The sequence below is a fragment of the Kribbella sp. NPDC050124 genome (assembly GCF_044460355.1).
Taxonomy (GTDB): Bacteria; Actinomycetota; Actinomycetes; order Propionibacteriales; family Kribbellaceae; genus Kribbella.
This window is the reverse complement of record NZ_JBITJU010000001.1, coordinates 1,272,909-1,292,158: the sequence shown is the minus strand read 5'-3', so window position 1 is coordinate 1,292,158 and position 19,250 is coordinate 1,272,909. Positions and strand designations below refer to the sequence as shown.

The 19,250-nt window shown below is 69.0% G+C and carries 16 protein-coding genes and 1 pseudogene; 7 read left to right on the top strand and 10 right to left on the bottom strand.

Going from position 1 to position 19,250, the window contains the following annotated elements; translation table 11 throughout:
• The first annotated feature begins 149 nt into the window (after positions 1-149).
• From ACIBL3_RS06470 to ACIBL3_RS06455, 4 genes are all read left to right on the top strand, one after another.
• Entirely contained in the window at positions 150-1,712 is a 1,563-nt protein-coding gene (locus ACIBL3_RS06470; RefSeq protein WP_396352163.1) for a cation acetate symporter, read from the top strand.
• A gap of 171 nt (positions 1,713-1,883) precedes the next feature.
• On the top strand, positions 1,884-2,225 hold the full coding sequence (locus ACIBL3_RS06465) for a DUF485 domain-containing protein (protein ID WP_396352162.1): 342 nt from the start codon (positions 1,884-1,886) through the stop codon (positions 2,223-2,225).
• A gap of 20 nt (positions 2,226-2,245) precedes the next feature.
• Positions 2,246-3,868 (top strand): cation acetate symporter, encoded by a 1,623-nt coding sequence (locus tag ACIBL3_RS06460; RefSeq protein WP_396352313.1) that lies wholly within the window; start codon positions 2,246-2,248, stop codon positions 3,866-3,868.
• Positions 3,869-4,108: 240 nt separating this feature from the next.
• On the top strand, positions 4,109-4,915 hold the full coding sequence (locus ACIBL3_RS06455) for an aminoglycoside phosphotransferase family protein (protein WP_396352161.1): 807 nt from the start codon (positions 4,109-4,111) through the stop codon (positions 4,913-4,915).
• Positions 4,916-5,080: 165 nt separating this feature from the next.
• Here the strand turns inward: ACIBL3_RS06455 and ACIBL3_RS06450 are convergent, their stop codons facing one another.
• Genes ACIBL3_RS06450 through ACIBL3_RS06440 form a run of 3 tightly spaced genes read right to left on the bottom strand, consistent with a single transcriptional unit; the run spans position 5,081 to position 7,552 of the window.
• Entirely contained in the window at positions 5,081-6,571 is a 1,491-nt protein-coding gene (locus ACIBL3_RS06450; protein ID WP_396352160.1) for a CHAD domain-containing protein, read from the bottom strand.
• Positions 6,572-6,602: 31 nt separating this feature from the next.
• The gene (locus ACIBL3_RS06445; RefSeq protein WP_396352159.1) at positions 6,603-6,758 is read right to left on the bottom strand and encodes a hypothetical protein; all 156 of its coding nucleotides are present in this window, start codon (positions 6,756-6,758) and stop codon (positions 6,603-6,605) included.
• Positions 6,752-7,552: a class I SAM-dependent methyltransferase gene (locus ACIBL3_RS06440; protein WP_396352158.1), complete on the bottom strand. Its 801-nt coding sequence runs from the start codon at positions 7,550-7,552 to the stop codon at positions 6,752-6,754. The genes ACIBL3_RS06445 and ACIBL3_RS06440 overlap by 7 nt, the downstream gene beginning before the upstream one ends.
• A gap of 28 nt (positions 7,553-7,580) precedes the next feature.
• Between ACIBL3_RS06440 and ACIBL3_RS06435 the strand changes: the two genes are divergently transcribed.
• The gene (locus ACIBL3_RS06435) at positions 7,581-9,086 is read left to right on the top strand and encodes a PLP-dependent aminotransferase family protein (protein ID WP_396352157.1); all 1,506 of its coding nucleotides are present in this window, start codon (positions 7,581-7,583) and stop codon (positions 9,084-9,086) included.
• On the opposite strand, the gene ACIBL3_RS06430 is transcribed toward ACIBL3_RS06435, so the two are convergent.
• Positions 9,079-11,145: an MMPL family transporter gene (locus tag ACIBL3_RS06430; protein ID WP_396352155.1), complete on the bottom strand. Its 2,067-nt coding sequence runs from the start codon at positions 11,143-11,145 to the stop codon at positions 9,079-9,081. The two genes, ACIBL3_RS06435 and ACIBL3_RS06430, sit on opposite strands and share 8 nt — an antisense overlap.
• A 107-nt stretch (positions 11,146-11,252) precedes the next feature.
• Between ACIBL3_RS06430 and ACIBL3_RS06425 the strand changes: the two genes are divergently transcribed.
• On the top strand, positions 11,253-11,858 hold the full coding sequence (locus tag ACIBL3_RS06425) for a TetR/AcrR family transcriptional regulator (RefSeq protein WP_396352154.1): 606 nt from the start codon (positions 11,253-11,255) through the stop codon (positions 11,856-11,858).
• A gap of 1 nt (position 11,859) precedes the next feature.
• Here ACIBL3_RS06425 and ACIBL3_RS06420 read toward each other — a convergent pair whose 3' ends face one another.
• The 3 genes from ACIBL3_RS06420 to ACIBL3_RS06410 all read right to left on the bottom strand — a co-directional run bounded on the left by ACIBL3_RS06420 (position 11,860) and on the right by ACIBL3_RS06410 (position 14,767).
• Complete coding sequence (locus ACIBL3_RS06420) at positions 11,860-12,825, bottom strand: hypothetical protein (protein WP_396352153.1); 966 nt, start codon at positions 12,823-12,825, stop codon at positions 11,860-11,862.
• 174 nt (positions 12,826-12,999) lie between these two features.
• Positions 13,000-14,286 carry an MFS transporter gene (locus ACIBL3_RS06415; protein WP_396352152.1) on the bottom strand — a complete coding sequence of 429 codons (1,287 nt, stop codon included), beginning with the start codon at positions 14,284-14,286 and terminating at the stop codon, positions 13,000-13,002.
• A 145-nt stretch (positions 14,287-14,431) separates the two neighbouring features.
• Positions 14,432-14,767: a sterol carrier family protein gene (locus ACIBL3_RS06410; protein WP_396352151.1), complete on the bottom strand. Its 336-nt coding sequence runs from the start codon at positions 14,765-14,767 to the stop codon at positions 14,432-14,434.
• A gap of 83 nt (positions 14,768-14,850) precedes the next feature.
• Between ACIBL3_RS06410 and ACIBL3_RS06405 the strand changes: the two genes are divergently transcribed.
• On the top strand, positions 14,851-15,480 hold the full coding sequence (locus ACIBL3_RS06405; RefSeq protein WP_396352150.1) for a hypothetical protein: 630 nt from the start codon (positions 14,851-14,853) through the stop codon (positions 15,478-15,480).
• Here the strand turns inward: ACIBL3_RS06405 and ACIBL3_RS06400 are convergent.
• The 3 genes and pseudogenes from ACIBL3_RS06400 to ACIBL3_RS06390 form a co-directional block, all read right to left on the bottom strand.
• Positions 15,477-17,057 (bottom strand): alpha/beta hydrolase, encoded by a 1,581-nt coding sequence (locus tag ACIBL3_RS06400; protein WP_396352149.1) that lies wholly within the window; start codon positions 17,055-17,057, stop codon positions 15,477-15,479. The genes ACIBL3_RS06405 and ACIBL3_RS06400 overlap by 4 nt on opposite strands.
• Positions 17,054-18,079: a stage 0 sporulation family protein gene (locus tag ACIBL3_RS06395; RefSeq protein WP_396352312.1), complete on the bottom strand. Its 1,026-nt coding sequence runs from the start codon at positions 18,077-18,079 to the stop codon at positions 17,054-17,056. Before ACIBL3_RS06395 ends, ACIBL3_RS06400 begins: the two co-directional genes overlap by 4 nt.
• 290 nt (positions 18,080-18,369) lie before the next feature.
• Positions 18,370-19,134 (bottom strand): annotated as a pseudogene (locus ACIBL3_RS06390) (nucleotidyl transferase AbiEii/AbiGii toxin family protein); the annotation flags it as partial.
• Between the last annotated feature and the right edge of the window lie 116 nt (positions 19,135-19,250).

Sequence of the window (19,250 nt, the reverse complement as noted above, 5' to 3'; positions counted from 1 at the left end):
AGGGTTCGAGTGATTGCGGTGTCCAGGTGCGTGCATCGGGGTGCTTGAGGGGCGTCCTCGATGCGGAGCATCGTGGATGGTCCTCAAGTGCCGCGAGGTGCGTGCCTGGGCGCCGCAAGCGCCGAACCATCCCCACCGGGAGGCACTAAATGTCACCGGCAACAAGCCTCACCGGGATCGCGCTGGTGATCGTGGCGACGATCGGGATCGGCCTGTTCGGGTTGCGGATCTCGCGGACGACCAGCGACTTCTACGTCGCCAGCCGGATGGTGACGCCGCGGTGGAACGCATCCGCGATCAGCGGCGAGTACCTCTCGGCGGCGTCGTTCCTCGGCGTCGCCGGGCTGGTGCTGGTCAACGGTGCCGACATGCTCTGGTTCTCCGTCGGCTACACGGTCGGCTATCTGATGCTGCTCGTGCTCGTCGCCGCACCGCTGCGCCGATCCGGTGCGTACACCTTGCCCGACTTCGCCGAGACCCGTTTCGAGTCGGCCGTCGTACGGCGGATCTGTTCGGGTCTCGTGGTCGGCATCGGCACGTTGTATCTGCTGCCCCAACTCCACGGCGCCGGCCTCACCCTGCAGACGGTCACCGGTGCGCCGCCCGGCGTCGGCGCCGCGGTCGTCGCGGTGATCGTCGTGATCAACGTCGCCGCCGGCGGCATGCGCTCGATCACCTTCGTCCAGGCGTTCCAGTACTGGCTGAAACTCACCGCGCTCGCCGCGCCGATCTTCGTCATCCTGATCGGCTGGCGGTCCCTCGACCATTCGGTCGGCGTCCTGTCATCGCTGCAGGGTGCGGGTGCGGAGTGGGCCGAGCCGCTGTCGACCGCGGGTGGCCGCGACCATCCGCTGTACGCGACGTATTCGTTGCTCTTGGCCCTTTGTTTCGGGACGATGGGGCTGCCGCACGTGCTGGTCCGGTTCTACACGAACCCGGACGGACGGGCGGCCCGTCGTACGACGGTCGTCGTACTGGCGCTGCTGGGGACCTTCTACCTGTTCCCGCCGATGTACGCCGTGCTCGGGCGGACGTTCGCGCCGGACCTGGTCGGGAGTGGCGCGGATACCGTCGTACTGGAGCTGCCTGGGCGGGTTTTCCCTGGTACAGCAGGGGATCTGCTCGGGGCGCTGGTCGCGGCCGGGGCCTTCGCGGCGTTCCTGTCGACGTCGTCGGGGCTGACCGTCGCGATCGCCGGAGTGATCGACCAGGACCTGTTGCGGAGCCGGTTGCACCGATGGACCGGCGGTGACTACGTCGCGGTGAACAGCTTCCGGATCGCGGCGCTGCTGTCGATGTGCGTGCCGTATCTCGCGTTCCAGTTCACCGGGGCGCTGAGCCTTGCGGACACGGTCGGGCTTGCGTTCGCGGTGGCCGCGTCGACCTTCTGTCCCCTGCTGGTGTTGGGGATCTGGTGGCGGCGGATGTCCACGACCGGGGCCGCCGCCGGCCTCGTCGTCGGTGGGGTCGCGGCGAGTGCCGCCGCGCTCGTCAACGTGATCGGTGGCCCGGAGAGCGGCTGGCCGCAGGCCCTCGTCGGGCAGCCCGCCGCCTGGACGATGCCGCTCGCCTTCCTCACCGTGATCGTGGTGTCCAAGCTGACCCCCGACAAGATCCCGGCTGGCACCGCCCGCAGCATGGTCCGCCTCCACACCCCCGAAGCCGTCGACGTGGACCGGGGTCTACCGCTGTCGCCGTACCGCTCGTCGTGAGGATTCGACCGCTCGTCGCAGGACAGTGATCCACCGAACGACTGGTGTGGTCCGCTGAGCGCTCGATGCGTGTGGATGCTGTCTCGGGGCGCGTGACCGGGGACACAGTACGGACCAGCAACCCCTCTGCCGGTCACTCCGCCCGGCCTGACATCGTCTGGAGGTCCGCGCATGAGTGATACGCGACCCACGGGTGACCCTGGACTGACGACGTACCGAGAGGTTCAGGTGTCGCCTGACTTCTCCGATTTGCGTCGCCGGTTCCGGCGCTTCGTGTTCCCGATGACCGGCCTGTTCCTGGTCTGGTACTTCCTCTACGTGCTGCTCGCCGCCTACGCCCCCGGCTTCATGTCCAGCAAGATCGGCGGCAACATCAACGTCGCGCTGCTGTTCGGCCTCGGGCAGTTCGTCTCCACGTTCGCGATCACGATGGCCTACGTCCGCTGGGCCGACAAGCGGGTCGACCCGGACGCCGAGAAGCTCCGCCACCAGATCGAGGGAGCCGACCAGTGAGCGCACCCCTGCTGTTGCCGATGGCAACCGACATCGGCAACCCGACCGTCAACATCGCGATCTTCGCGCTGTTCGTGATCGCGACCCTGGCGATCGTGATCAAGGCGTCCCGGAACAACCGGACCGCGGCCGACTTCTACGCCGGCGGCCGGTCCTTCACCGGCCCGCAGAACGGCATCGCGATCGCCGGTGACTACCTGTCCGCCGCGTCCTTCCTCGGCATCGCCGGCGCGATCGCCCTGAACGGGTACGACGGCTTCCTCTACTCGATCGGCTTCCTGGTGGCATGGCTGGTGGCCCTGCTGCTGGTCGCCGAGCTGCTCCGGAACACCGGCCGCTTCACGATGGCCGACGTACTGTCGTTCCGGCTCAAGCAGCGGCCGGTCCGGATGGCGGCCGCGATCTCGACCCTCGGCGTCTGCTTCTTCTACCTGCTGGCGCAGATGGCAGGCGCCGGGGGTCTGGTCGCCCTGCTGCTCGGTATCGACGGCCGGACCGGGCAGAGCCTGGTGATCGCCGTGGTCGGCATCATCATGATCACCTACGTCCTGGTCGGCGGCATGAAGGGCACCACCTGGGTGCAGATCATCAAGGCCGTCCTGCTGGTGCTCGGCGCCGGCCTGATGACGCTGTGGGTGCTGGCGAAGTACGCGTTCAACCTGTCCGGCCTGCTCGGCGCCGCGGTGGACCGCAGCCCGACCGCCGGTGAGAAGCTGCTCAACCCGGGCCTGCAGTACGGCGCGACCGGCATCAGCAAGCTGGACTTCATCTCGCTGGCCCTCGCCCTGGTCCTCGGTACGGCGGGTCTGCCGCACGTCCTGATGCGCTTCTACACGGTGCCGAACTCGAAGGAAGCCCGCCGCAGCGTCAGCTGGGCGATCTGGATCATCGGCATCTTCTACCTGTTCACCCTGGTCCTCGGGTACGGCGCCGCCGCACTCGTCGGCCCGGACGCGATCCGGGCCGCCCCGGGCAAGGCGAACTCGGCCGCACCCCTGCTGGCGTTCGAGCTCGGCGGTGAGCTGCTGCTGGGCGTCATCTCCGCGGTCGCCTTCGCCACCATCCTGGCGGTGGTGGCCGGCCTGACGATCACCGCGAGTACGTCGTTCGCCCACGACGTCTACGGCCAGGTGATCAAGAAGGGCCAGGTCAACGCGGACGGCGAGGTCCGGGTCGCCCGGATCACCGCGCTGGTGATCGGTGCGGTCGCGATCATCGGCGGCATCTTCGCCAACGGGCAGAACATCGCCTTCCTGGTGGCGCTGGCGTTCGCGGTCGCGGCCAGCGCGAACCTGCCGACCATCCTGTACTCGCTGTTCTGGCGGCGGTTCAACACCCGCGGCGCGCTCTGGAGCATCTACGGCGGCCTGGGCTCGGCGATCATCCTGATCGCGTTCAGCCCGGTCGTCTCCGGCAAGGTGGACGCCAAGACCGGCGCCAGCCTGTCGATGATCACCGACCCCGCGATCGACTTCCACTGGTTCCCGCTGGACAATCCCGGCATCGTCTCGATCCCGCTGGCGTTCCTGCTCGGCTGGCTCGGCACGGTCACCAGCAAGGAGCAGACGGACGTCGACAAGTACGCCGAGATGGAGGTCCGCTCGCTCACCGGAGCAGGCGCCGAAAAGGCCGTACAACACTGAAAGACCTGTCAGGCAGGCCCTGCTGACCACACGCGAACCTGCCTGACAGCCCCACCCCCGCCCCAAAAGACGGACCCGGCACCCTCCCGCCGGGTCCGTCTTCTGTTACCCGAAGAAACAACAATGAACGAACTACGGCTCGAGTATTAGGTTGGCGGAGTGAGCCTCGACATTCCTGACCAGGTCCGCAAGACGGTCATGGCCGACGGGAACGAATCCTGGCTGGACGAGCTGCCAGGCGTGGTCGACTCGCTGGCCCAGGAGTGGTCGCTGATGATCGGGCCCAGCTTCGCGGGCGGTCACGCCGCCTTGGTCGTCGAGGTGACGCAGGTTGACGGAACTCCGGCGGTCCTCAAGATCGGTGTGCCAGGTCGGGACGTCGGGCAGGAGGCCATGGTGCTGCGCCTGGCGAACGGAAGCGGATGCGCCAAGCTGTTGAGCGAGGACGTGGGTCGACAAGCCCTTCTGCTGGAGCGCCTTGGGGCTCCGATGTACGACGTCGTGGCTGACCCTGCAAGCCGCCACAACTTGCTGTGCGAAGTGGCGGTCCGTCTGTGGCGTCCGATCGGTCCCGACATTGACCTTCCAACCGGCGCGAAACTGGCTGAGCAGTACGCCGATCGGCTGCCGAAACTCTGGGAGCAGGCGGGGCGACCGTGTTCGCCGGCCACTGTGGCGGACGCGCTGAACTGCATGGATCGTCGTCGCCTTGCCCACGACGATCGGTCCGCGGTTCTGGTCCACGGTGATATCCACGAGCTGAACGCCCTGCAGGCGACTGACGGCAGCTACAAGCTCATCGATCCAGCCGGGCTGCGGGCCGAGCCGGCGTGCGATCTCGGCACCATCGTGCGTTGCAACCCCGACCTCGGCGATGACCTCTGGGCGCGGACTGAGCAGCTGGCTTCTCGCACGGGCGTGGATGCCACCGCCATCTGGGAATGGGGAACCATCCACCGAGTCGTCAGCGGCGTCTACGCCTGCAGCATCGGCTTCCAGCCCTTCGGCGACCTCCTACTGGCCGAGGCAGACCGCCTCACGGCATAGCCACCGAATCGCGCAGCAGTCCGCAACCTTCGGTCCCGTGATTGACCTTGGATGATGGCTGCTCCTGTTCACCCGACTGATCCACCGCCGCGGTTGGCTCGGCGGCTGCGGGGGCGGCGCCGCCACGGTTCGGTCGACGCACGCGGAGGGCTGCGTGGGGAGGAGTCAGTTGAGTTTGAGGTTGGGCCAGAGGGTGTAGAAGGCGTCTCGGGATTGGGCGCCGCGGAGTTCTTCGGCGGCGTGGAGGCGGCCGAAGGTGAAGGCGTTGCCGCCTTCGAGGTGGACCTGGACGGCGAGTTGGCGGAGGAGGTCGCGGGAGACGACCGAGTCCTGGAACGCGCCGAGGACCTCCTGGACGTCCTCGGCGCGGCCAGCGAGGTCGGTGGCGTCGTCGCCGAGGACAGGTACGGCGGACTCCGCGGCGTACCGGAGTCGCTTGGCGGCCTTGCGGACCTCATGCAACTCGTGGTCCCGCTCGGCGGACGTCTCGGCGGCCTTGGACCGGCGCACGGACTTCCGCATCCGCTTCCAGTCGTGGTCGAGCAGGTCGCCGATCTGCTTCTTCGCCTTCCGGTCGTCACCGGCCAGCGGCGGGTTCGCGATCAGCTCGTCGAGCGCGTCCAGCAGCCGGAAGTACCGCTCGCTCTCCAGCGCGGCCAGCGCCCCCGCCCGGCCCTCCTTGTACACACCCCGAAGGTAGTCGTCGATCCGCCCGGCGACCCGCCCCATCACGAGCTCGGCGGGCTGCTCCGCGACCGTCGCGGCGAAGTGCTCGCGCTGCACCTCGGTGTCCCGCGCGACCCCCAACTCACCGGCCAGCCACTTCAGCTCGGTCCGGATCTGGTCCCCCGCCTCGCGGTCCAGCACCGGCCGGTACGTCGCCAGCGCCGACCGGAGCCGCCGTGTCGCGACCCGGAACTTGTGGACCGAGTCCGGGATGTCACGCCGTACCTCCGGGTCCCGCTCGCGGATCGCCTGCACCTGCGCGCCGGCGTACGCACGGAACAGGTCCGAGGTGCGCGGTTTCGACGGCAGCTCCCAGGTGGTGGGGGCCGGCACCCGATCGCCTAGCGCCCGGGCCAGCTTGCTCGGCCCAGACGCCGGCTGGGCACCCGCGGACTGCAGCAGCTTGCCGGCGTCCTCGAGCAGTGAGCGGTCACCGCCGACGAGCTCGACCTCCCACTCCCGCCAGCAGTCCGGTTCGGCGTCTGCGACCGTCGCGGTGACCCGGTCGTCGGCGAGCTCGGCCAGCACCTTGCCGTTCGCATCGAGCAGCCGGTGTACGACGCGCTTGGTGTTCAGCGTGACCACCGGGACGACCTTGCGGTCGCGGACGTGCACCCGGACCGTACGCAGCACCGCGATCGGCACGACGCGGGTCGACCGGCCGAGTGGGTGCCGGACCTCCAGCCGCTCCCCTGACGAGACCGGGAACTTCACGTGCCAGCCGTCGTCGTCGCCCCCGGTACGCCGCCGCAACGTCACCTTGTTGGCGGCCAGGTCCAGCTCGTCGGTGTCGTAGTACACGGCCGCCAGCTCCAGCTCGACCGGTTGCGCGACACTCGCGACCCCTGGCAACTCGTGCAGCGCGGGCAGGCTCGCGCTTTCGTCGACGTCGTACTTGGTCTCGATCTCGAGCTGCTCTTGGGTCGCCATCCTTCTTGTTTACCAGGTGTTCATGAACTGGTCAGCGAAGCGCCCGCAGGTCTGCCACCAACCGTTCCAGATCACGATCGGGTACGGCGTTGCGCGCCGTACCGGGGGTGGACGGCCAGTCCTGGCGGTCGTGGTTGAGTTGCAGAGCCCAGGCGATCAGGACGAGGAACAGCAGCAGGATCAGCATTTTCGGCCTACCGATTTGAAGAAGGTGTAGTGGAAGGTGCCGCCGGACTCGGCGGCTTTCGACAGGTCATGGATGCCTTGGGCCCATTCGGCGGGCGTGCGCATCCCGGCGGCGATCGCGCGGTCCCGGACCGACTCGACCATCGCGATGAACGTCTTGCGGGTGAAGCCGTCGACGAGGTGGGGCAGCGTCTCGTCGGCGTAGACAGTGCACGGCCAGGCCCGTACGTCGTCGTACCCGGCGTCCTTGAGCAGGGGCTGAATCCGGCGACCGATCAGTGAGTCGCCGCCGGCTTCGGCCTGGAGGTCGACGAGACAGTCGATGACCGCTTGCGCCGCCGTACTCCGTGGGTGGAAGAACGCGGACTCGTGGTCGCCTTCGATCACGGTGATCGTGCCGCCCGGCTTGAGGAGGCGCCCTAGCCGGATCAGCGCGGCGTGCGGTTCGGCCAGGTGCTCGAGGACGAAGCACAGGAAGACGTGGTCGAACTCGCCGGTGAGCTCGTGCAGATCCGCGAGCCGCCAGTCGACGCGGGCGTGGGGCGCGACGGCGCTGACCCGCGCCTTGGCCTGGGCGAGTGACTCCTCGGAGATGTCGACCGAGACCAGGTCGATGCCTGGGCTGCGGGTCACCAGTTGGACTGTCTGGGCGCCGACTCCGCAGCCCGCTTCGAGCACCCGGCTGCCGGCCGGGTAGTTGGTCCCGGCGTGCAGGAGGTCGGCGAGAGTCTGCGCCTGGTCGGTCAGCCGGCGGGTCTCAGCGGGGGTGTAGCCGTGCACGTAGTCAGTTCCCATACCTCCAAAGTGCCGTCACAATGGTCCAGTGAACAGGTCCAATCAGGGCGAAATTGGCCGGTCCAAACCCGGTGCCGACTTCCTCCAGCTGGACCCGGCGGACGCACCGCCGGGCGGCCTGTCGGACTGGCTCACCGAGCGCCTCCGAGCCGCCATCTCCGACGGCCGCCTCCCGATCGGCAGCCGCCTCCCCGCTACCCGAGTCCTCGCCACCGAACTCCAGGTCTCCCGCGGCGTCGTCACCGAGGCCTACCAACGCCTGACCGAAGACGGCCACGTCCAAGGCCAAGGCCGCTCCGGCACAGTCGTAGTCGCCGCCCCTGTCACCACTCCCGACCCCGCCGCCACACCGCCGGCTGCCACCACCTCCCGCGGCAGCACGCCGCGAGGCAGCAGCACTGGCCCGGCGAAGCCGGCGATGAGCCAGCCTGGGCTCGACGTCTTCGACAGCCTGCGGGCGGCGCCGGCTCGGATCGACCTGACTCCTGGGGTGCCGGATCTGGCGGCTTTCCCGCGGACGGCTTGGCTTCGGGCGGAGCGGGCTGTGCTCGGCGACCTGGAGTCGGCTGAGTTCGGGTACGGCGACCCCGCGGGCACGCCGGCGCTTCGACGGGCGGTGGCCAACTGGCTGGCCCGCAACCGAGGCGTGACGGCGCATCCCGACGACCTGATCATCGTGGCCGGCGTCTCCCAGGCGATCGGCCTGGTCGCCCAGGTCCTCAAGACCCGCGGCATCACGGAGATGGCGGTCGAGGATCCCGGCTCACTCGGCTCCCGCCAGCACCTGCAGAACTGGGGTCTCGACACCCCACCCATTCCGGTCGACGACGGCGGCCTCCGGGTCGACGTCCTGCGCGAGTCCGGCGCCCGCGTGGTGATGGCGACACCGGCGCACCATTTTCCGACTGGCGTCGTACTGGATGGTGAACGGCGGCGTGAGCTGATCCAGTGGGCAGCGGACGGCGGGCTGATCATGGAGGACGACTACGACGCCGAACACCGGTACGACCGGCCGCCCGTTCCGGCTCTCCGCGCAATGCTGGCCGACCAGGTCATCTACGCAGGCAGCGTGTCCAAGCTGCTCGCGCCGTCCCTGCGGATCGGGTGGATGCTGCCGCCGGCGCCGTACAAGGACGACCTGATCGGAATGAAGCGCCTGGCCGACCTCGGCAACGCCGCGCTGCCCCAGCTCACCCTCGCGCACCTGATGGAGTCCGGCGAGCTAGAGCGCCAGCTCCGTTTCCTCCGTCGCCGCCATCGCACCCGCCGGGACGCCATGGTGCGGGCCGTCGCAAAATACTTGCCTACCGCAACCGTCCACGGCGCCGCGGCCGGCCTGCACCTGACCATCACCTTCGAGTCCCCGGTGAACGACGTCGAGCTCGCCGCAGCCGCCTTGCAGAAGGGCGTGAAGACGCACCCGCTGTCCTGGCACTGCCAACTCCCGCACGCTCCCGGTCTCGTCCTCGGGTACGCCGCCCGCACACCGACTGAGATCACCGAGGCCATCGCCACCATCGCCGACGTCAGGTGACCGGGCTCCACCAGTTCGCGCGCCCGGCCAACTTCATGAACGCCGGCAGCAGCACGCCCCGGATCGCGGTCGCATCCACCAGCACCGCCACCGCCATACCGATCCCGATCATCTTCAGATAGACCACCCCACCGGTCGCGTACACCGCGAACGACAACGCCAGTACGACGGCGGCCGTCGTCACCAACGGCGCCGACTGCTGCAGTCCGGTCGCCACCGCCCCCACGGTGTCCCCTGTCCGCCGGTACTCCTCCCGGATCCGCGACACGATGAACACCTCGTAGTCCATCGACAGTCCGTAGACGATGCAGAACATCAGCATCGGCATGCTCGCCTCGAGCACCCCGGTCGCCGTGAACCCGAGCGGCCCGGACAGGTTGCCCTGCTGGAAGACCCACACCATCACGCCGAACATCACCGCCAGGCTGAGCAGATTCAGCACAGTCGCCTTCAACGGCAGCAGCACACTGCCGGTCGCGAAGCAGAGCACCGCGAAACTGAGCAGCAGGATCAACCCCAGCACCAGCGGGATCCGCTCGGTCATCGCCGAGCGCCAGTCGACCATCTCGGCCGGAGTCCCTCCGATGATGGCGTCGTACGGCGTCTCGACCGCACGCACCCGATCCACCCAGCCGGCGACATCGCCCTCGAGCACCTCCTGCGTCGGCGTGACGGTCAGGTAGGCACCGCCGGTCCGTGTGTAGGTGTCGACCTGCGCAACCCCGTCCAGCTTTGACAGATTCTCGGCGTACGACGGAAGTCCGGCGGGCTCAGGCGTTTGCGGCATCACGACGTACAGCGCGTCGGACTCCTCCTGGCCGAAGTTGGCGCGGACCTGGTCGGCCATGATCCGGCTGCTCGCGTCGGCCGGCAGGATCCGCGCGTCCGGCAGACCGAGCCGCAGTCCCAGGGCCGGTGCTGCGAGCAACAAGATCAGGGCGAGCATCGCACCGCCGGTGAGCACCGGTCGGCGCATCACGTAGTGCGCCAACCGGAACCAGCCGGTCTTCTTGCGTTGGGCAACTGGTCCCGCGGCGCGGTGGCCGAGAAGAGCTAGCGCGGCGGGGAGGATCACGAGAGCGCCGACGAGTGCGGAGGCGACGACCAACACTCCGGCGTACCCGAAGGAGCGCAGGAAGGACAGCGGGAACAACAACAGGGCGAGCAACGACATGGCGACGGTCAGGCCGCTGAAGAACACCGTCCGGCCGGCCGTGCGTACCGCCGCGACCACCGCGTCGCCGACGTCCACGCCGCGTGCCAACTCCTCGCGATAGCGGGCGATCACGAACAGGCAGTAGTCGACGCCGAGGGCGAGACCCATGACCAGGGAGAGGTTGGCAGCGAAGGTGGAGACCTCGGTGAACGCGGCGATCGCCCGCAGCCCGGCCAGCGCGCCGCCGACGGCGAAGATCCCGACGCCGAGTGTCACCAGCGCCAGCGACACCCGCCGATAGATCAGCACGAGCAGCAGCAGGACCATCGGCAGCACGATCACCTCCGCCCGCAGAAAGTCCGCCCGCGCCTGCGCCCCGATCTCGCGGAACACCTCGTCCTGCCCGCCCGCCTGCACCGAGATCCCACCCCGCTGCCCGGCGAACTCCTGCGCAAGCTCCCCAACCCGGGCCCGCGCCTCGTTCACCTCCCCGGGCACCCGGACCAGCACCAGCGCCTGCCGCCCGTCCTCACTACGCAACGCCGGGCTGTTGCCCCGCGACCAGTACGACGCCACGTCCGCAACGCCGGCCCGGTCCGCGATCTCCTCGGTCAGCGCGAGCCCGTCTGCCCGCACCTTGGCGTCGTCAACGCTCCCGCCGGCCGTCACCAGAAACGCAAGATTCGGCGGCCCGGTCTGGAACTGGGTGTCGAGGACGCGCCGGGCTCGATCGGACTCCGACGCCGGGTCGGCGATCCGGGACAGGGACAGCACATTCAGAGCACCAGCGGCGATCGCCAGGACCACCACGGTCACCAGCGCGGACAGCCCGGCGACAAGCCGGCGCCGGCGTACCACGAACCGGCCAAGCTGCTCGAGGAGACCTGTGGTGCTTGCGGGCATGGCGAAACCTCCGGACATGCGGCGGTAGGATGACAGAACACGAGTAGTTGCTCGCGTATGGAGAAAATACGAGTATTTGCTCGTGTTTGTCAATCGAGGGGTGACGCATGCCCGAGGAACCGCGGCGGCAGGCGCGCGGTCAGCGGCGGATGGAGCAGCTGACGGACGCGGCCGCGGTGGTGTTCGCCGAGGTCGGGTACGCGAAGGCGACCACCAACGCGATCGCCAAGCAGGCCGGCGTCTCACCCGGCACGCTGTACCAGTTCTTCGCCAACAAGGAGGCCCTCGCCGAGGCGCTGGCCGAGCGCTACCGGGCCGAACTGAAGGCCGCCCACGAGCAGGCCTTCGACCTGAGCATGGTGAAGCTGCCGCTGCCGGAGATGGTCGACCGGATGATCCGCCCGATGGTCGAGGTCAACCTCGCCAACCCCGGCTTCAAGGCCCTGTTCAGCAGCGGCGACCTCCCGGACCGCCTGACCGCGCCGACCCGCGCCCTCCAGCAAGCCGTCACCGGCCGGGTGGCCGAGATCATCGGCGCCCGGGTCCCCGACCTCCCCGCCGACCAGCGCGACACCGCCGCAGCCGTGGCCACCCAGATCTTCGCCGCCCTGCTCGGCACGATCGTCTCCGCCCCACCCGCCGACCGCGACCGCTGGATCACCGAACTCAACCGAGCCCTGGTCGGCTACCTCGCCCCGCTCGAGGCTCCCTAGATCATCGGGTGTAGAGCGGTGACGTCGCGAGCGCGAAGGCCGTCATGGTGTCCGGGTCGATCGCGCGGGCGGGCAGCGGGACCAGCTCGACCAACTTGTCGTCGCCGACCAGGATCGTGGTGCGGCCGGTGGCGGTGTCGACGTACGCCTCGTCGCCCAGTGGGATCGACTGCGCCGTCGGTGATTTCCGGATCGGCTCCATCAACGCCTTCGCGTTCGGGGTACGGCGCACCGACGTCGAGAGCACGCTGGTCGGGTTGACCCAGCCGCAGACCAGGTCGCCGAGTGCGGTCTGGCCGTCGCGGCGGACCATCGCCGGCGCACCCATCACCTTCTCGGCCTCGTCCGACCCGCGCTCGCAGTCCGGCAGCGCGATCAGCGGCGGAGGCTCCGGCAGCCCGGGCGCCTGCCGCACGACTTCCTGCCCGAGTACGACGTACTTCGCGAGCGTCGCCGGTGGTCCGCTGACCTTGTAGAGCCGTCCCTGCAGCAGGTACACCACGAACGTGCTGGTCCCGAACCCGCCCTCGCCCACGGCCACGGGCTTGGCAGCCTCACCCTTCGTCGCCGCATAGGCCTTCTGCGCGCCGGCCAGCGTCGCTTTCGTTGCCGGAAGCACCGAAATGCCGACCCGCAGCACCGGCCCGTTGGGACTGGTGCTCAGCCCGAACTGGCAGACGTCGTACGTCGGCAGGCCGAAGTCGGCCGGCGGGACCTTGGTCTGGAGCGTCACCACGGGCGTTCCGAGGGTCGCCTGCACCAGCGGCTGGTCCATCCGCACACACAGCGTCTCTGCAACCTTCGCGGTCGGCGGGGTGCTCGGTGACGGCGTCTCCGACGGCGTCTGGGTAGGCGTGGTACTCACCGACACCAGCGGCGGCACGTTCGGCGCAGTCTCGTTACCGGGACCACTGCAGCCCGCCACGACGAGCAGAGCAGCAGCCAGGAGTGCAGGACGGATACGCATGGTGAGTCGACTCTAGTGCCTCGCGTCGGACGTCGCTTGAGTGATTGCGGTGTTCAGGTGCGTGCATCGCGGTGCTTGAGCAGTGGCCTCGATGCGGAGCATCGTGGGCGCTGGGCAAGTGCCGTGAGGTGCGTGCCTGGGCGCCGCAAGCGCCAACACGTCCGACGCGAGGCACTATCTCGCCGCGCGTAGCTCCCTTTCGCGGACTGCGTGTTCGTCGGTGCGGGCGTCGTACCGCCAGAAGTCGCGCAGCCAGACGGCCGTCGCGACCACTCCGGCGACGCACAGGACACCGCCGCTGACGATCGACGTCCGAACGCTGGTGAGGTCCGCGACCAGGCCGGACCGGGTCTGGCCGCCGAGCGGGCCGAGCGAGTAGGACAGCATCTCGATCCCGGCCAGCCGGCCGCGCATCTCGTCCGGGATGGTCTGGTTCCAGATCACCGCCCGGAACAGCCCGGAGATCATGTCCGCGCCACCGGCGACGGCGAAGAACGCGATCGCGAACCAGATGTTCGGCGCCAGCCCGGCGATGCCGACCGAGGCGCCCCAGGTGATGGTGGCCAGTACGACGGCCCGTCCGTGCTGGTGTACCCGTCGGGCCCAGCCGCTGGTCAGGGTCGCCAGCATTGCGCCGACGGCCTCCGCGCTGTAGAGGAGACCGAGCAGTTTCGGCTCCTGCAGCACCTCGGTCGCGAACGCCGGGAACAGCACGATCGGCATCGCCAGGAACATCCCGACCATGTCGACGGCGTACGTCCCGAGCAGGTCGCGGCGGCGGAAGGCGTAGCTGATGCCTTCCCCGATCGCGCGCAGGCTCGGCGGCGTGCTGTGCTCGCGTGTCTTGTACGGGCGGAGCAGCAGGTAGAGCAGGGTCGCGACGGCCAGCCCGGCGAGCTCGACCGTGAACGCCCAGGCGACGCCCGCGGTCGCGACCAGGACGCCGCCGAGTGCGGGACCGGCGAGCTGGCCGACCTGGAGGGTCAGCGCGTTCAGGGTGACCGCGGCCGGCATTTCCTCGTGTTTGACCACCCGCGGAAACAGCGCGTCCCGGCTGGGGCGTTGCAGCGACGACGCAATCGCATTCAGACCACCGCACACGTAAATGAGCCAGACCTGCGGATTCGTCAGCAGGGCATTGGCGAGCAGCAGCGCACAAATGACGACTTGGGCGACACCGGTGCCGATCAGCATTTTCCGCCGGTCGACGTGGTCCGCGAGCGCGCCGCCGTACAGACCGAACACGACGAGCGGCGCGATCGTCACCAGGCCCATCGCGCCGACGGCGAAGTTGGAATGCGTCAATTGGTACAGCTGGTACGGGAGTGCGACGTACCCGACCATGCCGCCGAGAAAGAACACCGATCCGGAGATCACCAGGATGCGGAAGTCTCGGGAACCACGCCAGGGCGTCAGATCGACGCGGAGCCGGGAAAGCCGGGCACGGACGGTTGATGCCACGCGCACATAGTGGCATGCGGATCCGTCCCGGGAAGAACCCTTTTCGTTCCTACCGTGGAGCCAATTGGTTGCCCCCGGCGTCAATCTCCCCGGACCGCCGCACCCGTGTCTGGGCGTCCAACACCGCCGGCCGCTGAGTCACCGGTCAGACGAGCGGGAGCAGCGGGCCCAGGTCGGTGCGTTCGCCGCTGGCTCGGAGCTTGCCGGAGCTCCGGGCCTCCGGCCAGGTGGTGCGACCGAGGGCGAGGTCGATCCACAGCTCGGGCGGGAGCTCGACCACCGCGCCCGGAGTGCCTCGAGTGTGCCGGGGACCCTCGATGCACTGCACCGCGCCGTACGGCGGGACGCGTACCTCGACCGCGTGGCCGGGAGCCTTCGCGACCAGCAGCTTCAGCAACTGCTTGGTGAGCAGCTTGAGGTCCGCGCGTTCCGCCGTACCGGCGTCGTACCGCTGCAGGGCCTGGTCGAAATCGGGATCCACGACGTGTCAGCGTACGCGGGAATTGTGGGGTCGCCCCCTTCGTGGTCGATAATCAGGGCGGGAGAGAAGGAAGCGAGGTCGGGATGCTCACGCCCAGGCACCAGGCGCTGCTGATGACGCTGGCGGGAATGACCGTCGGCGTAGCCGTGTTCGGCGGCGTGCTGGCGATCAACGGGGACTTGCTGGGGAGTGATTCCCAGGCTGGGAACGTGAGCAGCAGCAAACCGGCGCCGAGCACACCCTCCTGCACCGACTGCCTGCAGGCCGACTCGCTGCAGTACACGCTGCAGACCTTCGGCACCAAGAGCGACCCGGTGTCCGCCGAGGTCCCGAACGGGTGGAAGAGCACCCAGGCGGGCACCCGGCCGCGGTTCGTCGACCCGAGCGGCGTCTGGCAGCTCCGGTTCGACACCCGCGGCAGCAGCAAGTCCCCGGACGAGTTGGTGGACAGCCGCGCTCGGAGCATCGACGAGCAGGACCTCAAGGTGATCAGCCGCGCCAACGGCACGCTGATCTACACGTACGTCGACGAGACCCGCGGGCCGCGGATGGGCCTGTCCCGCTGGATCACGCAGAACGGCAGCCAGAAGACCGCCGTCGAAATCACCGTCGGCGGCCGCCCGAAGGACGAGGCGGCCCTGCGCGCCATCCTCGAGCAGGCCACTCAAACGTTGCAGCTACCCACGGCGGACAACGACACTCGTCCGAGTTAACACTTGATGTCGGCGGTGGGCGCCGTACCTTGCAGGAGGTAGCTCTCCACGGCGTTGTCGACGCAGGCGTTGCCGGCCTTGTAGCCGGTGTGGCCGTCGCCGTCGCGGGTGATCAGGACACCGCTCTCCAGCTGGCTCGCCAGCCCGACGGCCCACTCGTACGGCGTCGCCGGGTCGCGCGTGGTGCCGACGACCACGATCGGCTTCGCACCGGCGGCCTTGATCGCGTGCGGCTGGTTCTCCGGCTTGACCGGCCAGTTCGCGCAGGCCATCGAGCCCCAGAGCAGGAACGAGCCGAACCGCGGTGACGCCGCCTTGTACTCCGGCTCCTCCGCCTTCGCCTGCGCGACCGAGGTGATGTCCGGGCGGTCCAAGCAGTTCACTGCGTAGATCGCCTCGTTGCTGTTGTTCGAGTACCCGCTCGGCTCGCGGCTGGTGTACTCGTCGGCCAGCGCCAGCAGCCGGGCGCCGTTCCCGGCCAGCCCGTCCAGCACCGCGTCCTCGAGCCGCGGCCAGAAGTCCTTCACGTACAGCGGGTAGATCACGCCGAGCACCACCAGGGCCTGCGTGACCTCGCGCTGCCCGTCGCCCGGCAGCGGAGTCGCGTCGCTGTCGTTGATCAGCTTGTCGACCTTCGCGAGCACCTCCTGCTTGGTGCTGCCGAGCCGGCACGAGCGCTGCGCACAGTCCTCCGCGAACGCGTCCAGCGCGGTGTCGAAGCCCTTCGCCTGAGCCATGTTGTTCTGCTTCGAGGTCTTCGCCGGGTCCACGGCGCCGTCCAGCACCAGGCGGCCGACGTTCTTCGGGAACAGCTCGGCGTACGTCGCCCCGAGGTAGGTGCCGTACGACATGCCGAGGTAGTACAACTCCGAGTCGCCGACGATTCCCCGCAGTACGTCGATGTCGCGAGCGGCGTCCTTGGTCGACACGTGCGGCAGCAGCTCGCCGGAGCGCTGCTGGCACCCGTTCGCGAAGACCTTCGACTCGTTGTTCAGCTCGTTGATCTCGGCGTCGTCGTCCGGGCTGCCGTCGGTCGCGATGTACTTGTCCATCTGCGCGGTGTCCAGGCAGCGGACCGGCGTCGACTGGCCGACCCCGCGCGGGTCCCAGCCGATCACGTCGAACTTCCGCAGCAGCTGCGCGCCGAGCACGAATCCGGCCGAGGCGGCGAAGTCCTGCCCCGAGGCGCCCGGACCGCCCGGGTTGATGAACAGCGTGCCGATCTTGCCGGCCCGGTCCCGCGCGAGCACCTTGCGGGCCCGCAGCTCGATCGTCTCGCCGGTCGGCTTGGAGTAGTCCAGCGGCACCTCGATGGTCGCGCACTGCTGGTTCGAGCCGCAGCGCTCCCAGTCCGGCTGTTGCTGGTAGAACTTCTCCAGACCGGCGGGAATCGGCCCGGCCGGCCCCTTGGTCGGGTTGCTGCCGGTGCCGCTCGAGCCGGTCGTGCTCTCCTCACCGGCGTCCTGGGCCCGGCTCGCGATCCCACAACCGCTCGTCAGCACCGCGAGAACCGCAAACACAGCGACCCCACGCTTGAGGAGCCCCGCGCCGGGGTCGGTCGTTCTGCGGTCACTCACTGCGGGCTGTCTCCCTCGTCGTCATGGTGCACGCGCCGGCGCCGCCGCGGCTTCCGTCGCCGTGGCTCCTCCACGGTCTCCGCCGTGACTTCCGCCTGTGCCGGCACGTCGTCTGCCGGTACGTCGTCGGCCGGCACGCCTTCCGCCGGTACGCCTTCCGCCGGTACGTCGACGATCGGCGGGGCGTCCGGTGTCGTCGTACTGGAGGCTTCGTACTGCTGGCGCGGCGAGCAGACGTCCGCCCGGCTGCAGGCGCAGCGCCGGCCCGACGCCGCCAACCGCACCACCACGGTGTCGCTCGGCACGTTGTGTCCGACCACCACTCCATCACCCGCGGGGGTCTCGACGTGCGTCCCGGCCGCCGGGGCCTTGGCGTTGAACTCCTGGTAGAGCGGGTGCTCGTACTTCAGGCAGCACATCAGCCGGCCGCAGGCGCCGGAGATCTTCAGCGGGTTCAGCGGCAGGTCCTGGTCCTTCGCCATCCGCACACTGACCGGCTCGAAGTCCTTCAGGAACGTCGCACAGCACAGATCCCGCCCGCACGGCCCGATCCCGCCTTGCAGCCGGGCCTCGTCGCGCGCACCCACCTGACGCAGCTCGATCCGGGCCCGCAGCCCACGGGCCAGATCCCGCACCAACTCCCGGAAATCGACCCGGTGCGGCGCGGAGAAGTACACGATGACCAACTGGTCCACATCCGGCCGGCGATCCACGAAGTCGATCCCGACCACCTTCATCGGCAACCCATGCTGACGGATCAACCGCTTCGCCGTCACCCGCGCATCAGCCCGCCGCTGCCGGTTCTGCTCGTCCCGATCCAGGTCCGCCGTAGTCGCAATCCCCTCACACAGCGGCAGCCCGCCGATCTCCTCCGTGACGTACTGCGGCGCCCACACACACTCTGCCACCTCGGGCCCGTCATCGGTCGGAACCAGCACCTTGTCCCCGACACGCGGACGATGCGGGCCGGGGTCCAGGTAGTAGAGCCGCCCGTACCTCTCGAACGACACCGCCATCACCATGCCCACGGCGCCAGCGTACTTGCCCAACCCGCATGCATCAGCCCACGCATGCTACGCAGCGGCTCCTACGTCGCCCCCACTCCGCCCGCTCGCACCCACCCCCGGCTAATCGCCGTGCATCCCTCACCCGGCTACCGCCGGGGTCTGCGGGCTCCACCCGCCCTATGCGTGCTCCTTCGTCGCCCGCACTCAAGTGCTAGGCCGGCGCCCGCCCGCACAACAACCGCCCGTCCCGGCGACCGCAAGCCTCCCGTGGTCGCGGACACACCACGGCTGTGACGACTGAGGCGCTACTTCCAGAGGGCGAGTTCCGGATCCCACGCAAGGCCGCCGACGTCGGCGCGAAGCGGCTGCTCGGCGAACCGCAGCACGTCGTCGAGGATATCGGCAAACTGCTCGGGTAGGTGGCTTGAGCCGTTGCGCCGACGCCAGGCCGCCCACCTGGTCTGCGCGATCGGCGCATACCCATCCAGAACGTCGGCCAAGGGCGCCAGAGTCGCACCGCGACCGTGGGCGACCTCATGGATTGCTCGTTCCAGATCGGAGCCGTCGATCCGATGCCGCCTGGCGAGGGTGTAGATGTCGCCGAAATCGCGCCACCTGGTGTTCGCGATGCCTCGTTGGACGGCCGTGACGATCTTCTCGGCGTGGACCATGTGGATCGGATAGCCGGACAGCCGGATCGGATCGCCTCCTCGCAGGCGAGGCACTTCCACAAGCACCGGCTCGGGCCAGATCGGGTCGCCGACGTTGACGTCCACATGGAATGGCAGACGCGCACTGGCGAGCTGTGCGTCGACATGTACTCGCACGCCGGAGTATTGGTCTTCCTCGCGGATGACATCTGCTGTGGCGGCGTCGGGGAAGAACTCGACGCCGTCATCCGCGGGCGAGAAGCCGAGCACAACCTGGACCAGTTCCAGGACCGCTTGGGTGGAGTTGGCCAGCTTGCGGCCGGCGAGGTCGACATCCTTCGTGGGTCGGCGAGTGTCGAACGCGGCCAGCAGCACGCCGCCCTTGAGGACGAAGTTGTCACGGACCGGGCTGGCGGCGAGGCGCGCGAGGAATCCCTAAGCACGTACAACTGCAGCAGTTCCTGGGTAGTGCGTCCGGTCCGCTGTGCCTGGTTCCTGAGATCGAGGTAGGCATCGCCGGCTGGCGTGCCTCGCGA